Raw genomic sequence first — 25,964 nt, 5'->3', positions numbered from 1 at the left:
CCCGGCGAAACGCATTCTGTTCCGCCGCCGCCGCGGTCTGTCGCAAGGCCGGCGCGGCGCGCGCCGCGCCGGCCTACTATCCTCCCCACCAACAACGACATCAGCAATCGAGGAGAACAAACATGGCAGTTTCCAACAAAGTCGCATCCGCCGTGCGCAACGCCCTGCTGGCCGCCAGCGCGCTGGCCGTGGTCGTCCCGGCCGTGACGGCGCAGGCCGGCCCGCTGAACTGGCTGCGCGGCGGCGAGCACGTGCAAGGCAGCGGCAAGGTCACCAAGCAGACGCGCGAAATGGGCCACTTCACCGGCCTGGCGCTGGCCGTGCCGGGCGAGGTGGAGGTGCGCCTGGGCGCGAACGAAAGCGTCACCATCGAAACCGACGACAACCTGCAGGCGCTGGTGGAAACCGCGATCGAGAACGGCACGCTGCGCATCCGCCCGGTGCGGCGCGACCTGCGACTGGACACGCGCAACATGAAGGTGGTGGTGCAGGCGCGCAATGTGGACCGCATCTCGGTCGGCGGCTCCGGCTCGGTGGACGCGGAAAACCTGAAGGCCGCCAAGCTGCAGTTCGACGTCGGCGGCTCCGGCTCCATCAATGTGCGCGGCATGGAAAGCGAGGCGGTGGCGGTGTCGCTGGGCGGCAGCGGCAGCCTGAAGGCCAGCGGCAACACCGGGCGCCTGCAGGTGTCGATCGGCGGTTCCGGCAAGGTGCAGACCGACAAGCTGGAGGCGCGCGACGTGTCGGTCAGCATAGGCGGCTCGGGCCGCGCGACGGTGTGGGCCAAGCAATCGCTGAACCTGAGCGTGGCCGGCTCCGGCGACATCGGCTACTACGGCGACCCGCAGCTGAGCAAATCCATCATGGGTTCCGGCAGCGTGAAGCGCCTGGGCGCGGCGCCGCAATAAGCCGGAGGCGCCCCGCACGCATTGCTGACGCCGCTTTGGGGTCTGACCCCGAAGCGGCGTCAGCCGCACCGGGGAAAGTGGCGTCAACAGGCTACATGTCGAACTTCAGCTCGGCGATCAGCGTGCGCTGGGTGTACGGGTGGAAGGCCCAGTACTTGCGGTTGTTCAGGTTGTCGATGCCGAGCGCGCCGGTCCAGTGGCGGTCGAAGCGGTAGCGCACCCGCGCGTCCGCCACCAGATAGTCCGCCACCCCCATGTAGGTGGCGCCGTTCGGATCGCTGTTGTCCAGCGTGCCGTACTGGCGGCCGCTGTAGCGCAGGCCGAGGCTGGAGGTCCACCTGTCGCCGACGTGGTAGGACGCGAGCAGCGTGGCGCGCCAGTCCGGCACCCGCGGCTGGCGTTTGCCCTCGCTGGCCGGCACGGCCGGATTGGCGACGATTTTCGAATCCGCGTACGTCACGCTGCCCGTCAGCGCCAAGCCATGCACCAGCACCTCGTCCGCCTGGTAGGACAGTTCCAGCCCGCCGGTGCGTATCTTGCCGACGTTCTGGATCGTGTTCACGGTCGGCGTCAACGCCTGCGAATACAGCGCGTCGCGGGTGTGCTCGTGGAAGGCGGTCACGCGCAGGCCGCCGCGCTCCAGCGTTTGCTCGGCCGTCAGCTCGCTGGTCTGCGACCTTTCCGCGCGCAGCGTCGGATCGTTGTTGACGATCCGGCCGTCCACGATGGAGCCCTGGAACAGTTCGGCCGCCGTCGGGTTGCGCAGCGCGCGGCCGGTGGACGCCTTCAGGGTCCAGCTGTCGGTGGCGCGGTAGGCCAGCGCCGCCTTCGGCGACCAGCCGTCCTCGCTGCGCGCGGCGAACGGCAGCGGCTTGCCGGCCGCGTTTGAAATCACGCCGTCGAAGGCCCGCCAGCGCTCGTGGCGCAGGCCCAGCGTGGCTTTCCACGCCTCGCCGAAGCGCCAGCTGTCCTGCGCGTACACGCTTTCCAGCCGTGTCGCGCCGTTGAATGTGGAGACGTGCGCGCCCTGCGCGGAACCGATCCAGTCCTCGCCGCGGAACACGTGCGTGCGCAGCTTCGCGCTGTCGCGCTGCACGCCGAAATCGACGATGTGCGCGCCGGCCATGCCCTGCGGACGCCAGATGCCCTTCAGCGCCAGCGTGTTCCAGCCGCTGCCGCCCATGTCGTTCACGTTGCCCTGCGCCTTGGTGTAGGGGTCGGGCACCGCCACGGTGGGCGTGCGCACCAGGTCGCGCGCGTAGTCGTACAGGCTGGCCGCGATCTCCCAGTCGAACACGCCCTTGCCGTTCTGTTTCAGCGACAGCCCGTGCATCAGGTGTTCCAGGTCGCCCCGGCTGGGCGCGAAGTCGGAGGGCAGCAGCGTGTAGCGGCGGCCCGCCACATTGATGTCGCCGCCGTGCACCGGCTTGCCGGCCGCGTCGCGCAGGTAGGAGGTGGACGTGCGCACCGCGTCGTTGCGCCACCAGCCCAGCGTGTAGCTGGCGCGCAGCACGGGCGAGAAATCGTAGGCCAGCTTGGCCTTCGCGTGGTCCTGCACCGTGTGCACCTGGTTGGTCGCGCCCAGTATCAGCCAGTCGCGATTACTGGGATTGCGGTCCGCGATGGCGCCCGTCACCGGCACGCCGCCGCCGCCCGCCACGCCTTGCGACACGAGCTTGTTGGCGAAGGCCACCGGCTGGCCGTTGCTGTCCAGGCGCGACACGTCCAGCCACCACGACCACGCGCCATCGCGGTCGCCCACCGAGGCGCTGCCCTGCTTGCCGTAGTGGCGCGAGTCCGTGCCGTACAGCCTGAAGCCCTGGCCGTAGCCGGACAGCTTCACGTGCGCCTCGAACCTGGCCGGCATGCGGGTCTGGAAGTCCACCACCGCGCCGACCGAGTTGCCGGGGTAGGCCGCCGAGAACGGGCCGTACAGCACGTCCACGCGCTCGATCTCCTCGGGCGTGACCAGGCCCCAGCGCGGCGTGTAGGTGGCGCCGTTGCCGAGCAGGTTGGAGAGCAGGATGCCGTCCGCGTACACCATCGAGCGCGCGCTGTTGCCGGTGCCGGAGGCGCGGCTGGCCAGCACCGCGTGGTCGTAGTCGCCGATGTAGCGCTTGCGCACGTTCAGGCTGGGCAGGTACTTCAGCGCGTCCTCGCTGTCGCTGGCGTTGATGCGGTCCTCCACCTGCGCGCCGGTGATGCCCTCCATGGTCGTCGGTATCTGCGTCGGCAGCGAGGTGGGACGTCCGCCGTTGATGGTCACCACGTGATCGGCCCAGGCAGGGGAAATCATGGACGCGGCAACGCCCATCGCCGCCAGCATCGCTGCCAGCGGCTTGCATTTCAAATTGTGCATGGAGGTCCCTAGTGCTGGTGCGCGGCGCCGTCGGCCGGAACGACATCCAGGACGGGCGCGGGCGCCAGCAGCTTGACACCGGTGTTGCCCGGGATCTCGTCCCAGGCCACGCTACCCTTGGCGCACTGCTGCACCACCCTGAAATACACCTTGCCCGGTTCCGCCGGCAGCTTGGCCTGGACGGTGAACTCGTCGATGTACTCGTCCGGCAGCGGGCCGCCGGTCCAGGTGACCTCGCGCACGGCGGTGGTGATGGCGCGGCCGTGCGACTCCACCGGCACCGACAGCTTGCCGTGCACCAGGCTGATCTTCCAGCCCGGCTTGGCCATCGGCTTGGCGCCGGTGACGTTCTCCGGCAAGGTCACGGTGATGGCCTTGGTGGGGCTGCCGTCGCAGCCGTGGCCGACGCGGAAGGTCAGCTTTTGATAGGTGCCGGCCGGGCCGGTGGGCTGGTCCAGCGTGACGTGGGCGTGCGCGGACTGCGCCAGCAGGATGGCGGCGGCGATCAATGTCTTTTTCATGGCGGGCCTCGCTTGCTCACTTGGCTGGAGAATAGCTCAGTGCCTTGACCGGCACGTTCACTTCGATGTTCTCGCGCTGCTTGTCCTTCTTCTCGACCACCAGCGTCAGCGGCACGGTCTCGCCTTCCTTCAACTGGCGCTTCAGCTGCATCAGCATCACGTGGTAGCCGCCGGAGGCCAGCATCACCGGTTTGCCGGCGGGCAGATCGATGCCTTCCACGGCCTGCATCTTCATCATATTGTCTTCCATCGCCATCTGGTGCAGCTCGGCGATGCCGGCCACGCTGGTGCGCACGCCGACCAGGCGCGCGTCCTGCGCGGACTGCACCTGCATGAAGGCGCCGGTGGCCTTGGCGGCGGGCACGGTCGCGCGCACCCATGGGTCCTTGACGGTGACCTGGGCCAGGGCGCAGGTGGCGGCGAAGGTGGTGGCCAGCAGCAGCGGCAAGGCGCCGGCGAAGAATTTGGTTTTCATATGTCTACCTCTGAAACGATTACTGGATACGGCGCGCGGCAAGGCGCGCGCTGCGTGCGGTAAAGCTGCTTCAGACTTGCGCGGGCGGCCCGCGCGGACGGGACGCCGACCAGGCCGCGAGCGGCTGCGGTGCGCGATAGAACAGGAACGGGTGGAGCCGGGTCTGCGCCGCGGCGGGCAAGCCGGAAACGGTGGCGGGCGGCAGGCCGAAGGAGCCGGCGTGGGCCGCGCAATACGCGCAGTCCTCGCCCATGGCCATGACCACCAGCGGCTTCTTGGCCGCGACGTCGGCGACGCCGCCGGTGAAGGTGGCGCGGGTGCCGTCGGCGCGGCAGATTTCCCAGGTGGGCGGCGTGCCCTTGCTGTAGGCCACCGCGTGCGAAATCGACGGCGCGAGCGCGTTCATCAGGACCGCGAAACACGCGATCCAGAGCCACAGCGTTCGATGCGTCGATTTCATTTTCATGGGCGAGGATTATACCCTACGGCAGCGTGGCCGCGAGCTCCCGCGCCGCCTGCCAGCGGCTCGACGGCGACGGATGGGCGAACTGTTCGAAGTTCGGCGAGGAACTGGCCCGCGCCGCCTTCTGGAAGTAGCGCGCCAGGGCCAGCGCCGGCCAGCCAGCGCGCCAGGCCAACAGCATCCCTTCCCGGTCAGCTTCCTGTTCCTGGAGTATGCCCAGCGGCGCCAGCTTGCGCATCAGGCCCGTGTCGTGGTCGACCGCGTGCTCCAGTTCCGCGAACGGACGCGCCGCCCACGCGGGCTCCAGCCGCACCGCCTCCTCGTATTCAAGCAGGTTGTGGCGCAGCGCGGCGTGCGCGATCTCGTGGGCCAGCACCATGGCCAGTTCCGCGTCCGACAGCTCAAGCTCGCGCGCGTGGGCGCGGCTGACCAGCAGCTTGCCGCCGGCCATGGCGTAGGCGTGGTCGTCGCCGTCCGGCGTGGTGTGGATTTCCCAATCCCAGCGGGCGGTTTCCGGCCAGTCGCGCGCCGCCCGCGCGATCAGCGGCCCGGCGATGCGCAGCACGCGCTCATGGAAAGCGCGGTCCGCGTCCAGGCGCCGCGAGACCCGCAATTCCTCCATGCGTTCGCGGTACAGGCGCGCGGCGCCCGCCATCACCTCCTCCTGGCTCAGCGCGGCGGCCGGCCCGGGATGCAGGACCAGCGAAAGGGCCAGCAGCGGCGCGGCCAGCATGCGGCGCATGGCGGAGGGAAGGCCTCAGGCCTTGAAGGTTTCGCGTTCCACCAGCACGGTGTCGGCGCCATCGGTCAGCCAGATCTGGCCGTCCTGGATGGTGCACGTCAGCTGCATGCTGCGGTTGGCCATCTTGGTCAGCGCCTCGCTGGCCTCGGCCGGGATGTTGACCACGCTGACGTTTTTCGCGCGCTCGACCTTGTTGGCCAACTGCTTCCACCACACGTGGCTGGTGGCGGCGTACGAGTACACCATCACCTTCTCCGAGCGGCCGGCCGCCTTCAGCAGGCGCTTGTCGTCCGGCTGGCCGATCTCGATCCACAGGTCGATCGCGCCGGTCAGGTCCTTCTGCCACAGGTCCGGCTCCTCGGTGTCGGACAGGCCCTTGGCGTTGACCAGCGCCTCGTCGGCGTGGATGGCGAAGGCCAGCACGCGGATCATCAGGCGCTCGTCGGTCTCGGAGGGATGGCGCGCCAGCGTCAGCAGGTGCGTGCCGTAATAGTTGCGGTCCATGTCGGCAATCGACAGTTCCGCCTTGTAGATGATGGATTTGAGTGCCATTACTTGAATACGACGGTCTTAGCGCCGTTCTGCAAAATACGATGTTCGACAAACCACTTCACGGCGCGCGCCAGCACCACGCACTCGACGTCGCGGCCGATGGCGGACAGGGTCTCGGCGTCCATCGAGTGGTCCACACGTTCCACGTCCTGCTCGATGATGGGGCCTTCATCCAGGTCGCTGGTGACGAAGTGCGCGGTCGCGCCGATCAGCTTCACGCCGCGGTGATGGGCCTGGGCGTAGGGCTTGGCGCCCTTGAAGCTGGGCAGGAAGGAGTGGTGGATGTTGATGGCCTTGCCCTTCAGGGCGGCGCACAGCCGCGGCGACAGGATCTGCATGTAGCGCGCCAGCACCACCAGGTCGATATCGTGCGTCTGCACCAGCTCGATGATGCGCGACTCCTGCGCCAGCTTGGCCTCCTCCGGCGCGCCGGCCGCCAGCGGCAGGTGGTGGAAGGGGATGTTGTAGCTGGCCGCCAGCTGGTAGAAGTCCATGTGGTTCGACACGATGGCCGGGATCTCCATCGGCAGCAGGCCGCTCTTGTAGCGGAACAGCAGGTCGTTCAGGCAGTGGCCGATCTTGGACACCATCAGCAGCACGCGCGGCTTGGCGTGCGCGTCGCGCAGCTCCCAGTCCAGCTGCATGGTGTCGGCCAGCAGCGCGAACTCGGCGCGCAGGCGCTCGTCCGTGACGCCCGGCTCGTCCAGCGAGAAGTGCACGCGCATGAAGAACAGCCGCGATTCGGCGTCGCCGAACTGCGCCGAATCGATGATGTTGCAGCCGTGTTCGGCCAGGAAGCCCGAGACGCGATGCACGATGCCGCGCTGGTCCAGGCAAGACAGGGTGAGGATGTATTCTGGGTGCGTCATTGGAAAACGAGGTTGGACGATATGAACCTGCTATTGTCGCATGTCTTGGGTAAACCACAGTTATTTTGAAAAATAGCACGGTCGTGCATTTTAAGTTATAGTAGGCGATACCTTTCTTGGAGGAGTGAAAAAATGACAACGACGAACCTGGAGAACCTGCAATTCCGCCTCGCCGCCCGCCCGGTGGGCATGGTCAAGGACAGCGATTGGCAAAAAGTGTCGGAGCCGCTGCGCGAACTGGCCGAGGGCGAAGTGCAAATCAAGACCCAATACCTGTCGCTGGACCCGGCCATGCGCGGCTGGATGAACGACGCCAAGTCCTACATCCGCCCGGTGGCGATCGGCGAGGTGATGCGCGCCGGCGGCATCGGCGAGGTGGTGGCGTCCAAATCGCCCAAGTTCGCCGTGGGCGACATCGTGTCCGGCGGCCTGGGCGTGCAAACCCACTGGACCGGCGCGGCCGACGACAAGTCCGCCGCCCTGTACAAGGTCGACACCCGGCTGGCGCCCGCCACCACCTGGCTGAACACGCTGGGCATGCCCGGCATGACGGCCTACTTCGGCCTGCTCGAATCGGGCCAGCCGAAGGCGGGCGAGACCGTAGTGGTGTCCGGCGCGGCCGGCGCCGTGGGCCAGACCGTGGGCCAGGTCGCCAAGCAGCTGGGCTGCCGCGTGGTCGGCATCGCCGGCGGCAAGGCCAAGTGCGATTTCGTCGTCAACGAGCTGGGCTTCGACGCCTGCATCGACTACAAGGAAGGCTCGGTGCGCGACGGCCTGAAGGAACACTGCCCGAAAGGCGTGGACGTCTACTTCGACAACGTCGGCGGCGAGATTCTGGACACGGTGCTGACCCGCATCAACATGAAGGCGCGCATCGTCATCTGCGGTGCGATTTCTCAATACAACAACACCACGGCCGTGAAGGGGCCGGCCAACTACCTGTCGCTGCTGGTCAACCGCGCGCGCATGGAAGGCATCGTCGTGTTCGATTACGCCGACCGCTACCACCTGGGCGTGGCCGCGCTGGCGGGCTGGCTGAAGGAAGGCAAGATCAAGAGCAAGGAAGACGTGGTCGACGGGATCGAAAACTTCCCGCAGGCATTGAACATGCTCTTCGACGGTAAAAACTTCGGCAAGCTGGTGTTGAAAGTCGCCTGACGGCGGCGCCGAGGGGAACTTCGCGCCACGCCACTTCTCTAAAAGACGGAGCAGCCCGATAGGCTGCCCGTCAACTTAACGGTTAAGGAGAAGTGACATGGCAAGCAATCAAACCCCGCAGAAATCCAAGCGCGGATTCGCCGCGATGGACGAGGCGCAGCAGCGTGAAATCGCCAGCAAGGGCGGCCAGGCCGCCCATCAAAAAGGCACGGCGCACGAATTCAATTCCGAGGAGGCGCGCCGCGCCGGCCAGAAAGGCGGCGAGGCCGTCAGCCGCGACCGCGAGCACATGGCGGCCATCGGCCGCAAGGGCGGCGAAAGCCGGCAGTCGGCCAACCGCGGCAACAAGCAGAGCGCCAAACAGGAAGGGAATAAATAGCGGCGGGCCGCGTACGCGGCCGGCAGCGACGCCTGGGCTTCGGGCGTGGCGGCCGCCGCGCACGCGAGGCCCGGCCCGCGCCACGGCGGCGCCCTCGCCCGGCCGCCCACCTGCCCGCCTGCCTGCCCGCCCGGCTGGCTCTGTCTCCGGCTCTGTCTCCGCTATGGCGCCGTCAACCCGGCACGCCGACAATCACGCTGGAGGCTTTGAACAAAGCCGTGACCTCCATGCCCTCCGCCAGGCCCAGCGCCTCGCCGCCCTCCAGGCTCACACTGGCGCCCAGGGTGCCGCCGCCCGGCAGCGCGATGCTGACGTCGGCGCTGACGGCGCCCGGCACCAGGCGCGAGATCGTGCCCTTGAGCTGGTTGCGCGCGGAGACCCTGCCCCCGTCGAGCGCGGTGGCCACGATGATGGACGAGGCCTTCACCAGCGCGAACGCGTCCGCTCCCACCCGCAGGCCCAGGCTGTCCGTGCTGTCGCGGGTGATGATGGCGACCAGGCGCTGGCCGCCGACGATGTCCAGCGTGATCTCGTCGTTGACGGCGCCGCGCTTCAAGGCCGAGACGACGCCGGAGAACTGGTTGCGTGCGCTGGTTTTCATTTTCATGGTCTGGATCAGCAGGAAGTCGTCGGCCAGCGCGTGCGACTGGCGGCTCAGGTGTTCGATGAACATGCGGTGCTCGCGCTCGACCAGGCGGAAGTTCTCCACCAGTTGCGCGCCGCGCGCCGTGAGCCGCGTGCCGCCGCCGCCCTTGCCGCCCGCCAGGCGCTCGACCAGCGGTTCGCCGGCCAGGTTGTTCATGGCCTCGACCGCGTCCCACGCGCCCTTGTAGCTTAGCTTGACCGCCTTGGCGGCCTTGGTGATGGAGCCGTGCTCGGCCACGGCGGCCAGCAGCGCCACGCGGTCCGAGCCGCCCAGCTGCCGGCCGCCCACGGTCATCCACACCTTGCCGGCCAGCGCCAGCTCCTTGTCCTCATCCGCCATGGCGGCCCTCCTCGACGATGGCGCCATCGGCCATCGTCAAAACGTGACCGCCGAAGACGCGCGCGTCCTCCGGGTCGTGGGTGATCATCAGCATCGGTATCCGCAGGCGCAGCTGCAGCGCGCCCAGCTCCTCGCGCATGCGCACCCGCAGCGCGGGATCGAGCGCGGCGAAGGGCTCGTCCAGCAGCAGCGCTTGCGGATCGGCGATCAGCGCGCGCGCCAGCGCCACCCGCTGCCGCTGACCGCCGGACAGCTGCGACGGGTACTGGTGTGCCACCGACCCCAGCTGAAAGGCCTCCAGCCAGTAGTCGAGCTTGTCGCCATGCGCCCTGGCCGGCGGATTGAACCAGCCGCGGCGCAGGCCGAAGGCGATATTCTGCCGCACGTTCAGGTGCGGGAACAGCGCGTAGTCCTGGAACAGGTAGCCGACGCCGCGCCGCCGCGCCGGCACGTCCACCCGCGCCGCGCTGTCGAACAGGCGGCGTCCGCCCAGTTCGATGTGGCCGGAATCCGGTGTGACCAGTCCCGCGATGGCCTTCAGCAGCATGCTCTTGCCGGCCCCCGAGGCGCCGTAAATCACGACGCGCTGGTGGTCGGACTGGAAGCGCGCCTTGAGCGTGAATTCGCGCTTGCCGGCGCGCAGCGTCTTGGCGATGTCGAGCCGGATGTTCATGGGCGCCCCGGCGTCAGCTTGTTGGCCAGCACCAGCACCAGCACGCACGTCACCGACGTGATGATGACCAGCAGGTTGGCGGTGTCGTCCTGTCCCGCCTGCACGGCCTCGTAGACGGCGATGGACAGGGTCTGCGTCTTGCCGGGTATGCTGCCGGCCACCATCAAGGTGGCGCCGAATTCGCCCATCGAGCGCGCGAAGGCCAGCAGGGTGCCGGCCAGCACGCCGCGCCAGGCCAGCGGCAGGGTCACGCGCAGGAACACGCCGAAGGCCGACACGCCCAGCACGCGGGCGGCGTCCTCCAGTTGCGTGTCCACCGTTTCAAACGCGGAGCGGGACGCCTTCAGCACCAGCGGGAAGGCGACCACGGCGGCGGCGATCACGGCGGCCTGCCAGGTGAAGATGAGGTTGATGCCGAAATTGTGCTGCAGCCACGAGCCGACCGGGCCGTTGCGGCCGATGATCACCAGCAGGTAGTAGCCCAGCACGGTGGGCGGCATCACCATGGGCAGGGTGAGCAGCGCGTCCAGCGTGTCGCGGCCGGGGAAGCGGGCGCGCGCGAGCAGGTAGCCCAGCGCCACGCCGAACACGACGTCCAGCAGGGTGGCCCACAGGGCCACCTTCAGGGACAAGGCCAGCGCGATCCAGGCCGGTTGCCACACCTCGTGCATCAGGGACGGCCGAATCCGTGCTTGCCGAGGATGGCCTGTCCGGCGGGCGCGGCCACGAAGGCCAGGAAGCGCCCGGCGCCGGCCGTGTTGGGCGCGGTGCGCACGGCGGCGATCGGGTACGTCACCGGCGTGTCGCTGGCGATCGGCAGCGCTACCTTCACCTTGTCCTTTTGCGCCGCCACGTCGGTCACGTAGACGAAGCCGGCGTCGACCTCGCCGCGCGCCACGTAGTCCAGGCTCTGGCGCACGGATGCGCCGAAGACCAGCTTGGGCTCCACGGCCGCCCACAGGCCGGCCTTCTCCAGCGCCTGCTTCGCATAACGGCCGATCGGCACGCCGGCCGGATTGCCCATCGTGATCTTCCGCACGGCCGGCAGTTTCAGGTCGGCCAGCGACTTGATCGGCAGCGCGCTGTTGGCCGGCACGATCAGCACCACGCCGTTGCTGACGAAGTTCTTGCGCGTGCCCGGCGCCAGCAACTGCCGGGATTCGGCCTTGTCCATCGCGTCCTGGTCGGCCGAGGCGAACACGTCCACCGGCGCGCCCTTGGCGATCTGCTGCGCCAGCGCGTCGGACGCGGCGAAGTTCAGCAGCACCTTGTCGCCGGGATGGGCGGCCTCATAGGCTTGCGACAACTCCTTGAAGGCGTTGGTCAGGCTGGCGGCTGCGGAGACGGTCACATCGGCGGCGCAGGCAGCGCCCATCGCCGACGCGAGCGCGGCGGCGAGACAGATTTTTTTCGGCATCGGGATACTCCGTGAGTCGATCGGGAACCGCAATATACCGAATTATATAACGGTACGTATATCGTCGCGGCAAGACCGACTATGCGAAAACCTCGACTTGCAGACCACCCGCCAGCAGTTGCCGGGCGAGGATCTTGTAGACCTCCATGTCGAAGCTGGCGGCGGGTGGCTTGCCGCGCCGCTTGCCCTTGGGCTGGACGCCGAGGTAACACCAGCGGTCCACCAATTGCACCTGGCGCAGGCCGTCCGACTCCTCGACGATGCCGACCATGCCGGGATACGGCCAGCGGTGCACGCGATACGGCGCCAAGGCCGCCAGCACGCGTCCGGCGTGCTCGGCGGCGCCCTCCTTGCCCACGCAGGCGCCGCGGCAGCGCGCGATCTGGTGCGCGAAGCAAGGCCGCCCGCGGGCCAGTTTTTCCAGGCCGGTCACGGCCGGACACAGGCCGCCGTCCCGCACGATGTCGCGCAGCGATTCCAGCGCCGCCGCGCGGCTGGTGTACAGGCCGTACAGGCCGTCGGCGGCGGCGAAATCGCGTTCGCCGGCGAACACCAACCGGGGCGGCGCCTCCCCTTCCAGGTAAAACGAGCACATCTCGCGCGTGCGGCGCAGTTTCTGATTGTAGGGCGGCTGCAGTTGCCGTATCAGTTGCGCCTCGCGCAACAGCGCGCCGATTTCGCCGCCGCTGCGCTCGAAGTCGATGTGGCTGGTCCGCCGCAGCATCTGCTGCTCTTCCGGCGTGCGCAGATGGCTGAGCACGCGGTGGCGGAGGTTGACGCTCTTGCCGACATAGAGCGCGGCGCCGTCGGCGGCGCGGAAGATGTAAATCCCCGGCGATTGCGGCAGCGCATCGATGCTGGCGCGGGCGATGTGGGAGGGATAGGTGAAGGACAAGGCCGGATCGCCACGGACCACCAGCCCCACCGAATTGACATGGGTACGCATGGGGCGATGATAAGGCATTGCCGGAGGGTATGGTGGGGTCGCGGCGCCGCTTGTGGTACATTCTCGCCTCCGCCCGACCTCGTCCATTGCCAGCCATGCAACCCCTGAAGTACCTCAGCGCCTATTCCGAGCAAACCCGGCAGCAAGTCCAGCAACTGATCGCGCAGGACCGGCTGGCCGACGTGCTGCGCCAGCGCTACCCGGCCGCGCACGGCATCCGCACCGACAAGGCGCTGTACCAGTACGTCCAGGATTTGAAGACGGAATACCTGCGCAACGCCGCGCCGATCGACAAGGTGGCGTTCGACAGCAAGATCCACGTGATCAACCACGCGCTGGGGCTGCACACGTCGATCTCGCGGGTGCAGGGAGGCAAGCTGAAGGCCAAGCACGAGATCCGGGTCGCCACCATGTTCAAGGAAACGCCGCTGGAATTCCTGCGCATGATCGCCGTGCACGAGCTCGCGCACGTGAAGGAAAAGCAGCACGACAAGGCGTTCTACAAGCTGTGCGCGTACATGGAGCCCAACTACCACCAGTACGAATTCGACGTGCGCCTCTACCTCACCCAGCTCGACCTCTCCGGCCAGCGCCTCTGGTAACGGAAAATAGCCCAGGGCTATTTATACGAAACATATACGAACCGTATAAATAGCCCTGGGCGCTTTTCGGGGTTATTTGGCGAGGAGACGGTGCAGCAGCGACGCGGGGTCGGATTCGACCTTCATCATTTGCGCGTGCTGGGGACGGATGAAGCCTTGCTCGGTGGCGTGGTGGATGAAGCCGACCAGGCTGTCGTAGAAGCCGTCCACGTTGAGCACGCCCACCGGCTTGGCGTGGATGCCCAGCTGCGACCATGTCAGCATCTCGAACAGCTCCTCCATCGTGCCCATGCCGCCGGGCATGGCGACGAAGCCGTCCGACAGCTGGGCCATCATGGCTTTGCGCTCATGCATGTCCTTGACGATGAACTGGCGCGTCAAGCCGGTGTGGCCCACCTCGCGCTCGATCAGCGCGGTCGGGATCACGCCCGTCGCCTCGCCGCCCAGGCGCAGCACCTCGTCGGCGATGATGCCCATCAGCCCCACGTTGCCGCCGCCGTACACCAGCGCCAGGTTGGCCTCCACCATGCCGCGCGCCAGCGCGCGGGCGGCCTCGGCGTAACGCGGCGAGACGCCGGCGTTGGCGCCGCAATACACACACAACGATTTCATTCGGTCCTAATCCTCCAGTTCGGCCTTGGCCAGCTCCACGTCCAGCCGCTCGGTGGCGTCGCGCGCCTCGTGCGCGGCCGCCGCTTCGTACAGGGCGATAGCTTCGTCCATTTTCTTCTTGCCGTCTAGCATCGCCAGCGCATTGGCGTATTCGATCCGGCCTATAGCGGTTTCGGGATTGAGCTCCAGCGCCTTCTTGAACAGCTTGTAGCCCTCCTCCTTCTTGGCGCCATAGGTCAGGCCGCCGATCATGGCGCCCACCTTGTCGACGATCTCGGCGTGGTAGCTGCCCAGCGCGATGTGGGCGTCGGCGTGCTTGGGCGCCAGCTTGATGGCCGCGTCCAGGCTGTTCTTGACCTTGGCGCCTATGCCCTGCGCCAGCGCCTTCACCACCGAGATGCCCTGCGCGTAGCGGCCCAGCGCGTAGGCGTGCCAGTAGTAGGCGGCGGCGTTCTTGGGCTGCTCCTCCTGCTGTTCCTCGCAGCGCTCGGCCACTTCCAGGAACAGCGCCAGCTTTTTCTTCTCGTTGGTTTCCAGGTAGGTCGCGTATACGCAGGTGGCGCGGTGCGCCACCGCGTAGCCCTCCGCGCCCTGCGCCAGGCCCAGTTCGGCGGCTTTCTCGAATTCGCCCGCGTGGTAGGCGATCCAGGCCTGCACCAGTTCCGGCGTGGCCGGGTACGGTTCGGCGTCGCAAGCGTGCAGGCGCGCCCAGGCCTTCTTCAGGGTGGCCGGGGTGTAGACATATGCGTCGTCCGCGTGCGGGAAGGTGTTCCATGCCATTGCTATGTCTCCTTATGTGATTTTTTTTAAGTATTCTTCCGACAGTTTCTGGAACAGCAGCCGCGTCTCGCCGCGCAGATAAGGGCCGATCTGCGACAGCACCTGGTAGCAGCCGCGCGCCAGCGCGTCGGCCATCGATTGCTGCTCGGTGTATTTGCGCGGATTGCGCACGTATTCGTAGGACAGCCAATAAGTCGCCACCACCACCATATTGGTCGCCAGCGCGTCGATCACCGGGTCCGACGCCTCCAGCGACTGCTCGGTGCGCAAATCCTCGCACAGTTGCTTGGCCACCTTGATCTTGTGCGCCAGGATCTGCTTGAAGTGCAGTTCGAGCTTGCGGTTGCGCGACAGCAGGTCGTTCAGGTCGCGGTAAAAGAAGCGGTAGCGCCAGATCAATTCGAACATCAGGTGCAAATACAGCCAGACGTCCTCGATATTGGAGCGCCGCCCGTCGGGCACTTGCAGTATCCGCTCGATTTCGCCCTCGAATTGGGAGAATATCGAATTGACAATATCATCCTTATTGCGGAAATGATAATACAGGTTGCCCGGTGAAATATTCATTTCCTCCGCGATCACCGTGGTGGTGATGTTGGGCTCGCCGAATTCATTAAATAAGCGGAGAGATAATTCCAGGATGCGCTCGCGGGTGCGGCGTGGTGCTTTCTGTTGCATGGCGGCTTGTGATTGTTTTTCTCGATGCAAGGATAACACCGTTGATGCGCTTTTAGAACGGGCGTGCGCCCTAAACTCCGTGGGCCACCTTCAGGTAGCGCTCCAGGTCCACCAGCGCCGCGTCCAGCCGCGCCAGCGACTTGCGTTGCGGCTGCGCGTCCACCAGCGTCATGCTGGTGTCGCGCAGCACCGGCAGGTTCAGCCGCATGCCGTGGCGGGCCAGCTTGGGCGCCAACGTGTGGCGTTGTTGCCACAAAGCCAGCCGGGTGTTCTGGTAGGCCTGCTCGCAGGTGCGGCGCCGGTTGTTGTAGCTGAACATGTTGGTGAAGAACAGTTCGGCGTCCGTTTCGCTGGGCTGGAACAGCAGGATGTCCACGTGCGGATGGCTGACCTGGTAGCTGGCCAGCCCGGTCTCCAGGCGCGAGTGCAGGATGGAGCGCACCGTCTGCGACAGCACGTCGATCAGGCCGCCGTTCACCAGCTTGCCCGCGCCGCGCTTGAAGCGCGCGTTGTAGGGCACGATGGGGTTCACCAGCAGCAGCACGTCGACGCCGTCCTCCAGCGCGATCGAGGCGTGCATGGTCTTGCGCAGCGCGCCGTCGACGAAATGGTGGCCGTTGATCTCCACCGGCGGGAACAGGCCGGGCACGGCGGAGCTGGCCTGCACGGCCACCGAGATCGGCGTGCCGTCCCAGCCCTCCTCGCCGAAGCGCACGGCCTTGCCGGTGTCCAGGTCGGTGGCGACGATGACCAGCTTGCGCGCCAGCTTGCGGAAGTCGTTGCTGTAGCCTTCCTTGTCGTAGGCGGCCTTCAGGAAGTCGCCGATGGCGTCGGCCGACAGGAAGCCGGCCGGCAGCGCCTCGGTCATGCGCTCGAAGGACGCGGCCAGGCTCTTGCGGTCGCGCGCGTAGTGCAGCACGCTGGCCGTGAACAGCCGCGGCACGCTGCGGGCGCGCTTGGCGAACTCGCGCAACGCCGGACGCAGCAGGGTCTCCGGCTTGAACAGCATGGCGCCCTTGACCGCGTCCACGTCGCTCTCGACGAACAGGCGGCACATCTGGTGCGGCGTGATGCCGTTGGCCAGCGCGGAGGTGATGATGGCGCCGGCGCTGACGCCGACGTAGATGTCGGCCTCGTTCAGGTCCAGGCCGTCGATGGCCTCGGCGATGGCGGCCAGCGCGCCGATCTCGTAGACGACCGCCAGCGGCCCGCCGCCGGCCAGCGCCAGCCCGATCTTGCCGGCCGAACGGTTGTCCGCCTTGCTGTCCTGCATGTTTTTAGGCATTTAATTCCGATACGCTCAATGCGAAAAGGCCCGCGCAACGCGCAGGCCTGGAGTCCGGGTTTCCCTCGGACCCGGCCCGCGAACGGGCCGGGGGAGGAGGACCGAGGGAACTGTTGCAGCGCCTGCTTAAGCGGCGGCGTCGACCTTCTTCGCGGCGGCGCTGACGGAGGCGGCGGTGGGGAAGTTGATCGCGGCGGCCTTGGGGGCGGCGGTCTTGGCCGCTTTGGGCGCCTTGGTGGTCTTGGCTGCGGCCTTGGCGGCCGGCTTGGCGGCGGCCTTCTTCGGCGCGGCCTTGGCTTCGGCTGCCAGCGCGTCGGCCTTGGCGGCTACCTTCTTCGCGGCGGGCTTTTTGGCGGCGGGCTTGGCCGCGGCCTTGTCGGCCGGCTTGGCGGCCGCCACCACGATCTTCTTGCCGGTCAGTTCTTCCACGGCCTTGGTCAGCAATTCAACGCGCTTGTTCAGTTCCTGCACGTCCTTCTGGGTCGGCACGCCGATCGAGCCCAGGGCGCGCGACACGCGCTCCTCGAACACCTGCTCCAGCTTGTCCCACGAACCGGCGGCCTGCTTGCCGACGCCGTTGACCGTCTCGCGCACTTCCGATACTTTGTCTTCGGCCAGGTCGCGGGTGCGCTGTTGCAGCGCGGTGCCTTCCTTGACCAGCTTGGCGAACACGCGGCCGCCTTCTTCTTGCGCCTTGGCGAAGGCGCCCAGGCCCGCTTGCCAGATTTGTTGTGCGGAGTTGCGTACTGCGCTGGCCAGTTGCTTGTCATCGTCTTTAGCCAGGGATTTCAATTTCTTAACCATAGTGAGCTCCAGTGAGGTCGTTCGTTTAATCGGATCATTCCAGTCGATGAAAACATTCTAGGCATGTCTTCTAGAGACGGGCTTCTAATGGGATAGAGTAAGCGTTCTAATCAAGATTACAACAGCGCTTGCTAATTGTTGCCTGTCCTGTGATGATTGTTGAGTTGTCGATACTTAAAGAAAAAAAGGAGAGACTTAATGCAATATTTTGTTACTGGAGCGACTGGTTTTATTGGCAAACGCCTGGTCAGGAAACTGCTGGAACGCAAAGGCAGCGTGGTCTATTTCCTGATGCGCGAGAGCAGCAGCGATAAGTTGGCGGCGCTGTATGAATATTGGGGCGTGGGCAAGTCGCGCGCGATTCCGGTGTTCGGCGACCTGCGCAGCGCCAAGCTGGGCGTCTCCAAGGACGACATCAAGAAACTCGGCAAGAACATCGACCACTTCTACCACCTGGCCGCGATCTACGACATGCTGGCCGACGCCGACGAGCAACTGGCCGTCAACGTGGAAGGCACCCGCAACACCGTGGAATTCGCCAACGCGATCCAGGCCGGCGTCCTGCACCACGTCAGCTCGATCGCCGCCGCCGGCATGTTCGAGGGCATCTTCCGCGAGGACATGTTCGACGAGGCCGAAAACCTGGACCACCCGTATTTCGCCACCAAGCACGAATCGGAAAAGATCGTCCGCCAGGAAACCAAGGGCGCGTGGCGCGTGTACCGCCCCGGCCTGGTGGTGGGCGACTCCAAGACCGGCGAAATGGACAAGATCGACGGCCCCTATTACTTCTTCAAGCTGATCCAGCGCATCCGCCAGCTGCTGCCGCCGTGGATGCCCACCATCGGCATCGAGGGCGGCCGCATCAACATCGTGCCGGTGGACTACGTGGTCAACGCGATGGACCACATCTCGCACCTGCCCAAGCTGGACGGCCGCGCCTTCCACCTGACCGATCCGGAGCCGATGCGCGTGGGCGAAGTGCTCAACACCTTCTGCCGCGCCGCGCACGCGCCGACCATGAGCATCCGCATCAACGCCGCGCTGTTCGGCTTCATACCGAAGTCGATCAAGAAAGGCGTGTTCGCGCTGTCGCCGGTGCGCCGCGTGCGCGACGCCGTGATGAAGGACCTGGGCCTGCCGCCCGACCTGATGACCTTCGTGAACTACCCCACCCGCTTCGACAACCGCGACACCGCGCACGCGCTGAAGGGCACCGGCATCTCCTGCCCGCCGCTGGAGAAATACGCCGCGCCGATCTGGGACTACTGGGAACGCAACCTGGACCCCGCCCTGTTCATCGACCATACCCTGCGCGGCCAGGTGGCCGGCAAGGTGGTGCTGGTGACGGGCGGCTCGTCCGGCATCGGCTTGGCGGCGGCGCACAAGCTGGCCGAGGCCGGCGCCATCACCATCATCTGCGGCCGCGACGAGGACAAGCTGGCCGAGGCCAAGAAGGAAGTGGAGGCGCGCGGCTTCGAGCTGATCACCTACTCGGCGGACATCGCCGACATGGCCGATTGCGACCGCTTCGCGCAACTGCTGATCGCCAACCACGGCGGCGTGGACGTGCTGGTCAACAACGCCGGCCGTTCGATCCGCCGCGCCATCGAGTCCAGCTACGACCGCTTCCACGACTTCGAGCGCACCATGCAGCTGAACTACTTCGGCGCGCTGCGCTTGACCATGGCGCTGCTGCCGTCGATGACGGCGAAAAAGCGCGGCCACGTGATCAACATCTCGTCGATCGGCGTGCTGACCAACGCGCCGCGCTTCTCGGCCTACGTGGCCTCGAAAGCCGCGCTGGACGCGTGGACCCGCTGCGCCTCGTCCGAACTGCAAGACCTGGGCATCAAGTTCACCACCATCAACATGCCGCTGGTGCGCACGCCGATGATCGCGCCGACCAAGATCTACCAGAACGTGCCGACCCTGTCGCCGGAGGAAGCGGGCGACCTGATCGCCAACGCCATCGTGTACAAGCCGGTGCGCATCGCCACCCGCGTCGGCATCTTCGGCCAGGTGCTGCACGCGCTGATGCCGCGCGTGGCGCAGATCGTGCTGAACACCACGTTCCGCATGTTCCCCGATTCGGACGCGGCCAAGGGCCCGGACGGCAAGAAGGCGCCGCAGATGTCGTCGGAACAGATCGCGATGCAGCAATTGCTGCGAGGGGTCCACTTCTAAGCGGCCCACTGGCCGTTTCACACGAACGCCGGGGCTTGCCGCCCCGGCGTTTTTTTATGGCGCCGCGGAGTCCTTGATAGAGCTCACGGGAGCGCGATGCGCACCTCAAGGTCCAACAGTAGTGACACCCGGCGGGAATGGGTAGCGTGGCAGCCACTTCCGGTGGATCTTTTGGTAACTGCCGTCGCGCTTCATGGCGCGAAACGCCGCGTCCCATTCATCGATCAGGGAGCGCGGGGTGCCCTGTGAAAACGCGAAATAGACCTCCTCGGTGCTGAGCCGCTTGACCAGTTCCACGTCGCCGCGCGCGTAGCCGGCACTGGCCAGCGCCGGCCCGACCATCTCCTCGCCGTCGAACCACAGATCGAAGCGCCGCATCATCAGCATGCGCGCGGCAGTCTCGGAGTCGGTGGTTTCGTCCGTCAGGTTGTAGCCCAGGCCGCGGGCCCGCTCGACGAAGATGCTGCCGCGCCGCGCGCCGCCGCGCAGGCGATGGATGCCGTCGCCCAGCGCGCGCAATTCCTCGGCGCGCCCCTTCACCGCGAACGCGGAGATGTAGGCCAGAAACACGGGCCCCACGAACACCATGCGCTTTTCCCGTTCCGGCGTTCGGACGATGGACAACAGCAGCACATTTGGCTCGTACTGCGCCACGGTGTTGGCGCGGGCCCAGGGGATGATCTCGATCTCGTCGCCGCGCCCCAGGCGCCGCAGCAATTGCTGCGCCAGCTCCACCACCATGCCGTCCGGACGGCCGCCGTCGCGGAAGCTGATGGGGCGGCTCTCCATGCCGTAGATCTTCAACGCGGCCGGTGGCGCGGCGGCGGCCTTCGGGGCCCCGCACAGCGCCATTGCCGTCGCCAACACGGCAAGCGATGCTGCGAACAACGCCGCTGGCGACACATGCGGGCGGGCTACCATGGCTGTTCCTCTCGGGCGGAGTTTGGCTGGTATTGTACTCCCGGACACGCGGTCAAACGGCGCTAGAATGTCCCGATGGCGCCGAAAATCCTTTGGGTGGCACTGCCGCTGTTGCTGTATGCCGCGTGGCTGGTCGTGGCGCGCTGGCGCGGGCGCGCGCCTGCCCGGATGGCGCTCAATGTGCACACCAGCGTGCTGCTGCTGTGCTATCTGCTGAGCACCGCCGGTCTCGGCATTTTCTGGGTCGCCAACCAGCAGTTGCCCGTCTTCGACTGGCATTACCTGTTCGGCTACGCGACGCTGCTGCTGGTGTTCATTCACCTCACATTCAATCTGCCGCTGGTGCTGAACTGGCTGCGGCGGCGCGCGCCCGCGCGTCCAGTGGAGGCCGCCGCAGGCGGCGCCCCGGCGCTGGGCGTGCCGCTGGCCATCGTGGCCGGGCTGGTCTTGGCGTTCTTTCTCGGCATGCGGCAGGGCGCCGGGGGCTCGTCCTCGCCATGGGACGGCAAGGCCACGCCGAATGACGGTGCGACGGCCGCCACAGCTGGCGGGGCCGGCGCGGCCGCCGTCCTCCGCTATCACGAGCTCTCCTCCGAGTCGCGCGGCAGCGTATTCATGCGCGCGCCCGGCATAGCCTGGGGCGACGCGCCGCCCGCGTTCAAGCAGTATCCGCAGGCGCGGCACGTGATCCTGCCAACGGCGCGGCCCGCCGCTCCGGCCAATACGCAGCCGCTGGCGGCGTCGCTGCGCGGTCCGGCCGCTGGGCCACGGGGGCGTCCGCGGCTCGATGAATTGGCGCAGATCCTGTACCTGACGGCGGGCGTGACGGCGCATCGCGGTGGACGGGCCTTGCGCGCGGCGCCCTCCTCGGGGGCGCTGTTTCCCAGCGAGCTGTATGTGGCGGCGCGGGCGGTCGACGGGCTCGCGCCCGGGCTTTATCACTACGATCCGGAGCGCCACCGCCTGGCGCTGCTCGATCCCTCGCCCGCCATGCTTGGCGCGCCGGAAGCGGACGACGCGGACGCGCTGCTGGTGCTGAGCGCCATTTTCCGCCGCACCGGCTACAAGTACCACAACCGCGCCTACCGCTACGCGACCGCCGACGCGGGTCACTTGCTGGAGAACCTGCGCCTGGCCAGCCATCAGGCCGGCATGCTGGCCACGCTGCTGCCGCGCTTCGACGAGGCGCTGGCGGCGCGCGCGCTGGCCATCGACGGCGTGGAGGAAGGCGTGCTGGCGATGATGGCGCTGCGGCGGCCAGCGCGGGCCGGCGACAGCATGGTCTCGACGGCGCAGGCGAAGGCCGCACCTCCCGCGCAGGTCTACGCTCCGGCACCGGCGCCGCGCGACACCGCGCTAGGCGCGACCGGCGTGATCCAGCAGGCGACGTCGCTGCGTCTGGAGACCGAGACCGCGTTGCCGCCGACCGCCGTGCGCTTGCCGGCGGCCGCCGCGTCGGCGGCGGACACGCACAAGGTCATCACCCAGCGCCGCAGCGTGCGGCGCTATTCCGCGGGTCCGGTGCCACTGGCGTCGCTGTCGGCCATCCTGGCCGGCATGGCGCAGCCGCCGCAGTTGTCGGACGCGATACGCGTCGAACTGGTGGTGAACCGCGTCGAGGGACTGGAACCCGGCGTCTACCGCTACCTGCCGGGACACGCGCTGCTGCCGCTGGCGACGGGCGACTTCGCGGCGCGCGCGCGGCGGGCGGCGCTGGAGCAGGACGTGATCGGCGACGCGGCGGTGGTGCTGATCCTGTCGGCCGACACGGCCCGCCTGCTGGCCCGGGGCGCGCGCGGCTATCGCCACGCTTTCCTGGAGGCGGGATTGGTCGGCGAGCGCTGGTTGCTGGGCGCGGTGGCGCAGGGGCTGGCGGCGTGTCCGGTCGGCGCGTTCTATGACGACGACGCGGCCAGGCTGGTGGGCGCGCGGGGGCATTGGGTGCTGCATTTCGCGGCGCTGGGGCGGCCATGAGCCGCCACGGGCGTCAGGCCGCCGCCTTGGGCGGCTGGCCGTGCAGCTGCGCGTGCAGCCGGAAGCCCTCGCGGATGTTTTCGCGCAGCACCGCGCCCTTCCACGGCTTGGTGTAGAAGCGGTCGATCGCGCCGTGGTTGATGGCGGCCATGATGGGCGTCAGGTCCGCGTAGGCCGACAGCATGATGCGGAAGGTGTCCGGCGCCAGGTTCTTCACGCGCTCCATGAACTCGGTGCCGCTCATCAGGGGCATGCACTGGTCGCACAGGATCACCTGCACCCGGTGCCGCGCCAGCACGTCGAAGCCCTCGGCCGCCGTCTGCGCGGTGAGGATGCGGTAGCCGTCCTGCGCCAGGAAGTCGCTCAGCACGTCGAGCATGAAGTGGTCGTCGTCCACGATCAGCAATGTCTGCTGCTCGACCTGGGTCTCCTCGGCCGGCGCCTGCAGGAACCTGCCCTCCCTCAACATGGCCTCGAACTCGTCCTCCGGCAGCGGGCGGCTGAAGTAGTAGCCCTGCATCTCGTCGCAACCGTGCCGGCGCAGGTAGGACAGCTGCGCGTCCTTCTCCACACCCTCGGCGATCACGTGCAGCTTCATGCTGTGCGCCATGTTGATGATGGCCAGCACGATGGCCGCGTCGTCCGGGTTGCTGGTCACCTCGCGCACGAAGGCGATGTCGATCTTCAGCTTGTCGATCGGGAAGCGCTTCAGGTAGGCCAGCGAGGAGTAGCCGGTGCCGAAGTCGTCGATCGAGATCTGGATGCCGAGCGCCTTCAGGTTCTGCAGCACGGTGATGGTCTCCTCGGCGTTCGACATCAGCGAGCTTTCCGTCAGCTCCAGCTCGAGCAGCTCGGGCGCGATGTCGTGCTCCTTGATGGCGCGCATGACCTCCTCCTCCAGCCCGCCGACGAAGAACTGGATGCCGGACACGTTGACCGACAGGTGCACCGCGCCCACGCGCGTCTTGCCCCACTCGGCGATCTTGCGGCAGGCCTCGTGGATGACCCAGGTGCCGACCCGCACGATCAGCCCGGTCTCCTCCAAGAGCGGCACGAACAGCGCCGGCGACACCATGCCGTGGCCGGGCCGCTTCCACCGGATCAGCGCCTCGGCGCCGCTGATGCGGCCGGTGGCGATGTCGACCTTGGGCTGGAAGTACAGGATGAACTCGCCGTTGTCGATGGCGCGCCGCAGCGCGTTCTCCATGTCCAGCCGCGCCAGCGACTGCGCGTTCATCTCGGCGGTGAAGAAGCGGAAGGCGTCGCGCCCGGCCTCCTTGGCGCGGTACATGGCGGTGTCGGCGTACTGGATCAGGGTGTCCGCGTCCTGGCCGTCGTCCGGGAACACCGAGATGCCGATGCTGGCCGTGACGGTCACCTCGTGGCCCTTCAGGTCGAACGGGCGGCGCATCGCGTCGCGGATCTTGTCGACCACGGCGATGGCGTTCTGCGCGCCCTCGGGCAGCATCAGGATGGCGGCGAACTCGTCGCCGCCAAAGCGGCCGATGGTGTCGCGCACGCGCAGGCAGTCCACCAACCGGCTGGAGAACTGGCGCAGCAGCTCGTCGCCGATGGTGTGGCCCAGCGTGTCGTTGATGTTCTTGAAGCGGTCCATGTCCAGGAACAGCACCGCCAGCGCCCAGCGGTGCTCGGCCGCCTGCTGCAGCGAATGGCTGAGCGAATCGTAGAACTGGCTGCGGTTGGGCAGGCCGGTCAGCGTGTCGAAGTGGGCCAGCTTGAGCAGGCGCTGCTCGGCCTCCTTGCGCTCGGTGATGTCGCGCGCCACCGCCACCAGGATCCAGCTCTGGCCGGAGCGCAGCGTGCGGCGCTGCACCTCCACCGACAAGGGCGAACCATCCTTGCGCTGCAGCAACAGCTCGGCCATGGCGCCGCTCTGGTCGCCGGCCAGCAGCTTGTCGTACAGGTCCTCCAGCTTGGACAGCTCGGCCTGGCCGGACTTGTGCGGCCCCACCTTCAGGAAGTCCTCGCGCAGATAGCCCAGCATGCGGCAGGCGGTGGCGTTGACGTCGACGAAGCACATGCCGGCGCGGTCGACCAGGAAAATGGCGTCGGCGGTGGCGTCCATCGCCAGGCGGAAGCGGCGCAGGTCCTCGTCGAGCCGGATGCGGGCGTTCATGTCCAGCTGCAGCTGCTGGTGGTGGTGCTTGATCTGCTCGTACAGCTGCAGGTTCTCGTAGGCCACCGCGACCTGCGCGGCCACCGTCACGGCGACCCGCTCGTCGACCTCGTTGAAGCTGTCGGCGCCCAGCTTGTCGACCAGGTACAGCCAGCCGTGGGTGCGCTCGCTGGAGGCGATCGGCACGCCCAGGAAGGAGTGCACCGGCGGATGCGCGGCCGGCAGGCCGATGGCCTCCGGCGCGCCCGGCAGCGCGTCGATGCGCACCGGCATGCGCTGGTCCAGCAGCCCGGCCAGCACGCCGGCGCGCGGCGTGGCCGCGATCAGGCGCGCCTGCTGGCCCACGCCGCAGGCGGCGAAGTAGCTCAGCTCCTGCGCGCCCGGCTCCAGCACGCCGATGCAGGCGTAGCGCGAGACGCAGATGTTCTGCGCCACCCGGCAGCCGATCTCGATCAGCGCCTGCGGGTCGCGCTCGGCGCCCAGCTCGATGCCCAGCTCGATCAGCGCGGTCAGGCGCAGGCTCACCGCCTGCAGGCTGGACAGGGAACGCGACAGCCGCTCCGTCATCTGGTTCAGGTGCTCGCCCTGCGCGTCGGACGGGTCGCCGTCGTGGCCGTTGCCGTTGCTGGCCATGCGGCTGATCAGCTGGCTGCTCGACTCGAGCTCGCCCAGGTACTCGGCCATCTTGTGGTCGATGTCCATGAAGCGGCCCGCGCTGGGCGGCTCGGGCGCGAACACCGGCACCAGCTCGGTCTCCTCGGGCGCCACGCCCAGCGCCTCGTGCACGGTGCGCAGGATCACGTCCGGGTCCGACGGCTTGGGCAGCACCCAGCGCACGCCGCAGGCCTCGGCCACCGCCATCGCCTCGCGCTCGCGGTAGGTGGCGGTGTAGAAGATCACCGGCACGTGCGCGGAGTCGGGATTGCTGTGCATGCGCGTGACGAACTCGTAGCCGTCCATGTTGGGCATCAGGATGTCCGAGATCACCAGGTCGGGCCGCTCGGCGTTGACGATCTTCAGCCCCTCGGCGCCGTTGGCCGCCTCCAGCAGGCGGTGGCCGCCGTAGCCGAGCAGGGTCATCAGGAATTCGCGGTTGAGCACGTGGTCGTCGACGATGAGGATGGTGGAGACGTCGTTTTTAGCCGGGGGCGACGTCTCCCCCGGCAAAAAAGACTCGATCTGGGTGACGAAGGTGTCCGGTTCGATCGGCTTGCCGATGTAGCCGTCGAAGCCGGCCGCCAGCAGGCGCTCGCGGTCGCCCACCATGGCCAGCGCCGTCACCGCCAGCGCCGGGATCGGGCGCAGCGCCGGGTCGCTCTTCAGTTGCGCCACCACGCCGTAGCCGTCCAGCTTGGGCAGGTGCACGTCGCAGATGATCAGGTCCGGGCGCTCGCGGCGCGCCGTCTCCACCCCCTCCTCGCCGTCGTGCGCCATCAGCGGTGTGTAGCCGAAGGCGTTCAGCAGATACACCATCAACTCCATGTTGGTCGGGTTGTCTTCTATGATAAGGATGCGCGCTGCCACGTTCCACTCCCGG

The 25,964-nt window shown here is 67.5% G+C and carries 25 protein-coding genes; 6 read left to right on the top strand and 19 right to left on the bottom strand.

Features of this window, described 5'->3' with window-relative positions; genetic code table 11:
• Positions 1-122 precede the first annotated feature (122 nt).
• A complete protein-coding gene (locus BM436_RS13065; protein ID WP_093555963.1) occupies positions 123-908 on the top strand; it encodes a head GIN domain-containing protein in 786 nt (261 codons plus the stop codon).
• 91 nt (positions 909-999) lie between these two features.
• Here BM436_RS13065 and BM436_RS13060 read toward each other — a convergent pair whose 3' ends face one another.
• The 7 genes from BM436_RS13060 to purU all read right to left on the bottom strand — a co-directional run bounded on the left by BM436_RS13060 (position 1,000) and on the right by purU (position 6,889).
• Positions 1,000-3,267 (bottom strand): TonB-dependent receptor, encoded by a 2,268-nt coding sequence (locus BM436_RS13060; protein ID WP_229490213.1) that lies wholly within the window; start codon positions 3,265-3,267, stop codon positions 1,000-1,002.
• Between the two features lie 8 nt (positions 3,268-3,275).
• Positions 3,276-3,788, bottom strand: a complete 513-nt coding sequence (locus tag BM436_RS13055) for a YcnI family copper-binding membrane protein (protein WP_093555961.1) — start codon at positions 3,786-3,788, stop codon at positions 3,276-3,278.
• Between the two features lie 16 nt (positions 3,789-3,804).
• The gene (locus BM436_RS13050) at positions 3,805-4,263 is read right to left on the bottom strand and encodes a copper chaperone PCu(A)C (RefSeq protein ID WP_093555960.1); all 459 of its coding nucleotides are present in this window, start codon (positions 4,261-4,263) and stop codon (positions 3,805-3,807) included.
• 70 nt (positions 4,264-4,333) lie between these two features.
• Complete coding sequence (locus BM436_RS13045; protein ID WP_259741431.1) at positions 4,334-4,723, bottom strand: DUF2946 domain-containing protein; 390 nt, start codon at positions 4,721-4,723, stop codon at positions 4,334-4,336.
• 22 nt (positions 4,724-4,745) lie between these two features.
• Complete coding sequence (locus BM436_RS13040; RefSeq protein WP_093555958.1) at positions 4,746-5,468, bottom strand: M48 family metalloprotease; 723 nt, start codon at positions 5,466-5,468, stop codon at positions 4,746-4,748.
• A 15-nt stretch (positions 5,469-5,483) separates the two neighbouring features.
• The gene (locus BM436_RS13035) at positions 5,484-6,020 is read right to left on the bottom strand and encodes a YaeQ family protein (RefSeq protein WP_093555957.1); all 537 of its coding nucleotides are present in this window, start codon (positions 6,018-6,020) and stop codon (positions 5,484-5,486) included.
• Positions 6,020-6,889 (bottom strand): formyltetrahydrofolate deformylase, encoded by an 870-nt coding sequence (purU, locus tag BM436_RS13030; RefSeq protein WP_093555956.1) that lies wholly within the window; start codon positions 6,887-6,889, stop codon positions 6,020-6,022. Before purU ends, BM436_RS13035 begins: the two co-directional genes overlap by 1 nt.
• 132 nt (positions 6,890-7,021) lie before the next feature.
• Here purU and BM436_RS13025 point away from each other — a divergent pair, with 132 nt between their 5' ends.
• Both BM436_RS13025 and BM436_RS13020 read left to right on the top strand, forming a co-directional pair.
• Positions 7,022-8,047, top strand: coding sequence for an NADP-dependent oxidoreductase (locus BM436_RS13025; protein ID WP_093555955.1), 1,026 nt, complete (start codon positions 7,022-7,024; stop codon positions 8,045-8,047).
• 97 nt (positions 8,048-8,144) lie between these two features.
• Positions 8,145-8,426 (top strand): KGG domain-containing protein, encoded by a 282-nt coding sequence (locus BM436_RS13020; protein WP_093555954.1) that lies wholly within the window; start codon positions 8,145-8,147, stop codon positions 8,424-8,426.
• A gap of 172 nt (positions 8,427-8,598) precedes the next feature.
• Here the strand turns inward: BM436_RS13020 and BM436_RS13015 are convergent, their stop codons facing one another.
• From BM436_RS13015 to BM436_RS12995, 5 genes are all read right to left on the bottom strand, one after another.
• Positions 8,599-9,411, bottom strand: a complete 813-nt coding sequence (locus tag BM436_RS13015; protein ID WP_093555953.1) for a TOBE domain-containing protein — start codon at positions 9,409-9,411, stop codon at positions 8,599-8,601.
• Positions 9,401-10,084 (bottom strand): ABC transporter ATP-binding protein, encoded by a 684-nt coding sequence (locus BM436_RS13010; RefSeq protein WP_093555952.1) that lies wholly within the window; start codon positions 10,082-10,084, stop codon positions 9,401-9,403. Before BM436_RS13010 ends, BM436_RS13015 begins: the two co-directional genes overlap by 11 nt.
• Positions 10,081-10,755 carry a molybdate ABC transporter permease subunit gene (modB, locus tag BM436_RS13005; protein ID WP_093555951.1) on the bottom strand — a complete coding sequence of 225 codons (675 nt, stop codon included), beginning with the start codon at positions 10,753-10,755 and terminating at the stop codon, positions 10,081-10,083. Before modB ends, BM436_RS13010 begins: the two co-directional genes overlap by 4 nt.
• The gene (modA, locus tag BM436_RS13000) at positions 10,755-11,501 is read right to left on the bottom strand and encodes a molybdate ABC transporter substrate-binding protein (RefSeq protein ID WP_093555950.1); all 747 of its coding nucleotides are present in this window, start codon (positions 11,499-11,501) and stop codon (positions 10,755-10,757) included. Before modA ends, modB begins: the two co-directional genes overlap by 1 nt.
• Positions 11,502-11,580: 79 nt before the next feature.
• A complete protein-coding gene (locus tag BM436_RS12995; protein ID WP_093555949.1) occupies positions 11,581-12,447 on the bottom strand; it encodes a GIY-YIG nuclease family protein in 867 nt (288 codons plus the stop codon).
• 95 nt (positions 12,448-12,542) lie between these two features.
• Here BM436_RS12995 and BM436_RS12990 point away from each other — a divergent pair, with 95 nt between their 5' ends.
• Positions 12,543-13,049: a YgjP-like metallopeptidase domain-containing protein gene (locus BM436_RS12990; RefSeq protein WP_093555948.1), complete on the top strand. Its 507-nt coding sequence runs from the start codon at positions 12,543-12,545 to the stop codon at positions 13,047-13,049.
• A 72-nt stretch (positions 13,050-13,121) separates the two neighbouring features.
• On the opposite strand, the gene BM436_RS12985 is transcribed toward BM436_RS12990, so the two are convergent.
• From BM436_RS12985 to BM436_RS12965, 5 genes are all read right to left on the bottom strand, one after another.
• Positions 13,122-13,661, bottom strand: coding sequence for an LOG family protein (locus tag BM436_RS12985; RefSeq protein ID WP_093555947.1), 540 nt, complete (start codon positions 13,659-13,661; stop codon positions 13,122-13,124).
• A gap of 6 nt (positions 13,662-13,667) precedes the next feature.
• Positions 13,668-14,441, bottom strand: coding sequence for a tetratricopeptide repeat protein (locus BM436_RS12980; protein WP_093555946.1), 774 nt, complete (start codon positions 14,439-14,441; stop codon positions 13,668-13,670).
• A 12-nt stretch (positions 14,442-14,453) separates the two neighbouring features.
• A complete protein-coding gene (locus BM436_RS12975; RefSeq protein WP_093555945.1) occupies positions 14,454-15,119 on the bottom strand; it encodes a TetR/AcrR family transcriptional regulator in 666 nt (221 codons plus the stop codon).
• 70 nt (positions 15,120-15,189) lie between these two features.
• Complete coding sequence (locus BM436_RS12970; RefSeq protein ID WP_218164848.1) at positions 15,190-16,404, bottom strand: patatin-like phospholipase family protein; 1,215 nt, start codon at positions 16,402-16,404, stop codon at positions 15,190-15,192.
• A 126-nt stretch (positions 16,405-16,530) separates the two neighbouring features.
• A complete protein-coding gene (locus tag BM436_RS12965; RefSeq protein WP_093555943.1) occupies positions 16,531-17,208 on the bottom strand; it encodes a phasin family protein in 678 nt (225 codons plus the stop codon).
• A gap of 198 nt (positions 17,209-17,406) precedes the next feature.
• Here BM436_RS12965 and BM436_RS12960 point away from each other — a divergent pair, with 198 nt between their 5' ends.
• Positions 17,407-19,395 carry an SDR family oxidoreductase gene (locus BM436_RS12960; RefSeq protein ID WP_093555942.1) on the top strand — a complete coding sequence of 663 codons (1,989 nt, stop codon included), beginning with the start codon at positions 17,407-17,409 and terminating at the stop codon, positions 19,393-19,395.
• Positions 19,396-19,500: 105 nt separating this feature from the next.
• Here the strand turns inward: BM436_RS12960 and BM436_RS12955 are convergent, their stop codons facing one another.
• Positions 19,501-20,247 carry a substrate-binding periplasmic protein gene (locus BM436_RS12955; protein WP_093555941.1) on the bottom strand — a complete coding sequence of 249 codons (747 nt, stop codon included), beginning with the start codon at positions 20,245-20,247 and terminating at the stop codon, positions 19,501-19,503.
• A 144-nt stretch (positions 20,248-20,391) separates the two neighbouring features.
• Between BM436_RS12955 and BM436_RS12950 the strand changes: the two genes are divergently transcribed.
• Positions 20,392-22,290, top strand: coding sequence for a SagB/ThcOx family dehydrogenase (locus tag BM436_RS12950; protein WP_093555940.1), 1,899 nt, complete (start codon positions 20,392-20,394; stop codon positions 22,288-22,290).
• A 13-nt stretch (positions 22,291-22,303) separates the two neighbouring features.
• Here the strand turns inward: BM436_RS12950 and BM436_RS12945 are convergent, their stop codons facing one another.
• On the bottom strand, positions 22,304-25,951 hold the full coding sequence (locus BM436_RS12945; protein ID WP_093555939.1) for an EAL domain-containing protein: 3,648 nt from the start codon (positions 25,949-25,951) through the stop codon (positions 22,304-22,306).
• Positions 25,952-25,964: the final 13 nt, after the last annotated feature.

Source organism: Pseudoduganella namucuonensis (assembly GCF_900116645.1).
Taxonomy (GTDB): Bacteria; Pseudomonadota; Gammaproteobacteria; order Burkholderiales; family Burkholderiaceae_D; genus Rugamonas; species Rugamonas namucuonensis.
Note: the sequence above shows the minus strand (reverse complement) of the source record. Positions and strands in the feature narration are given on the sequence as shown.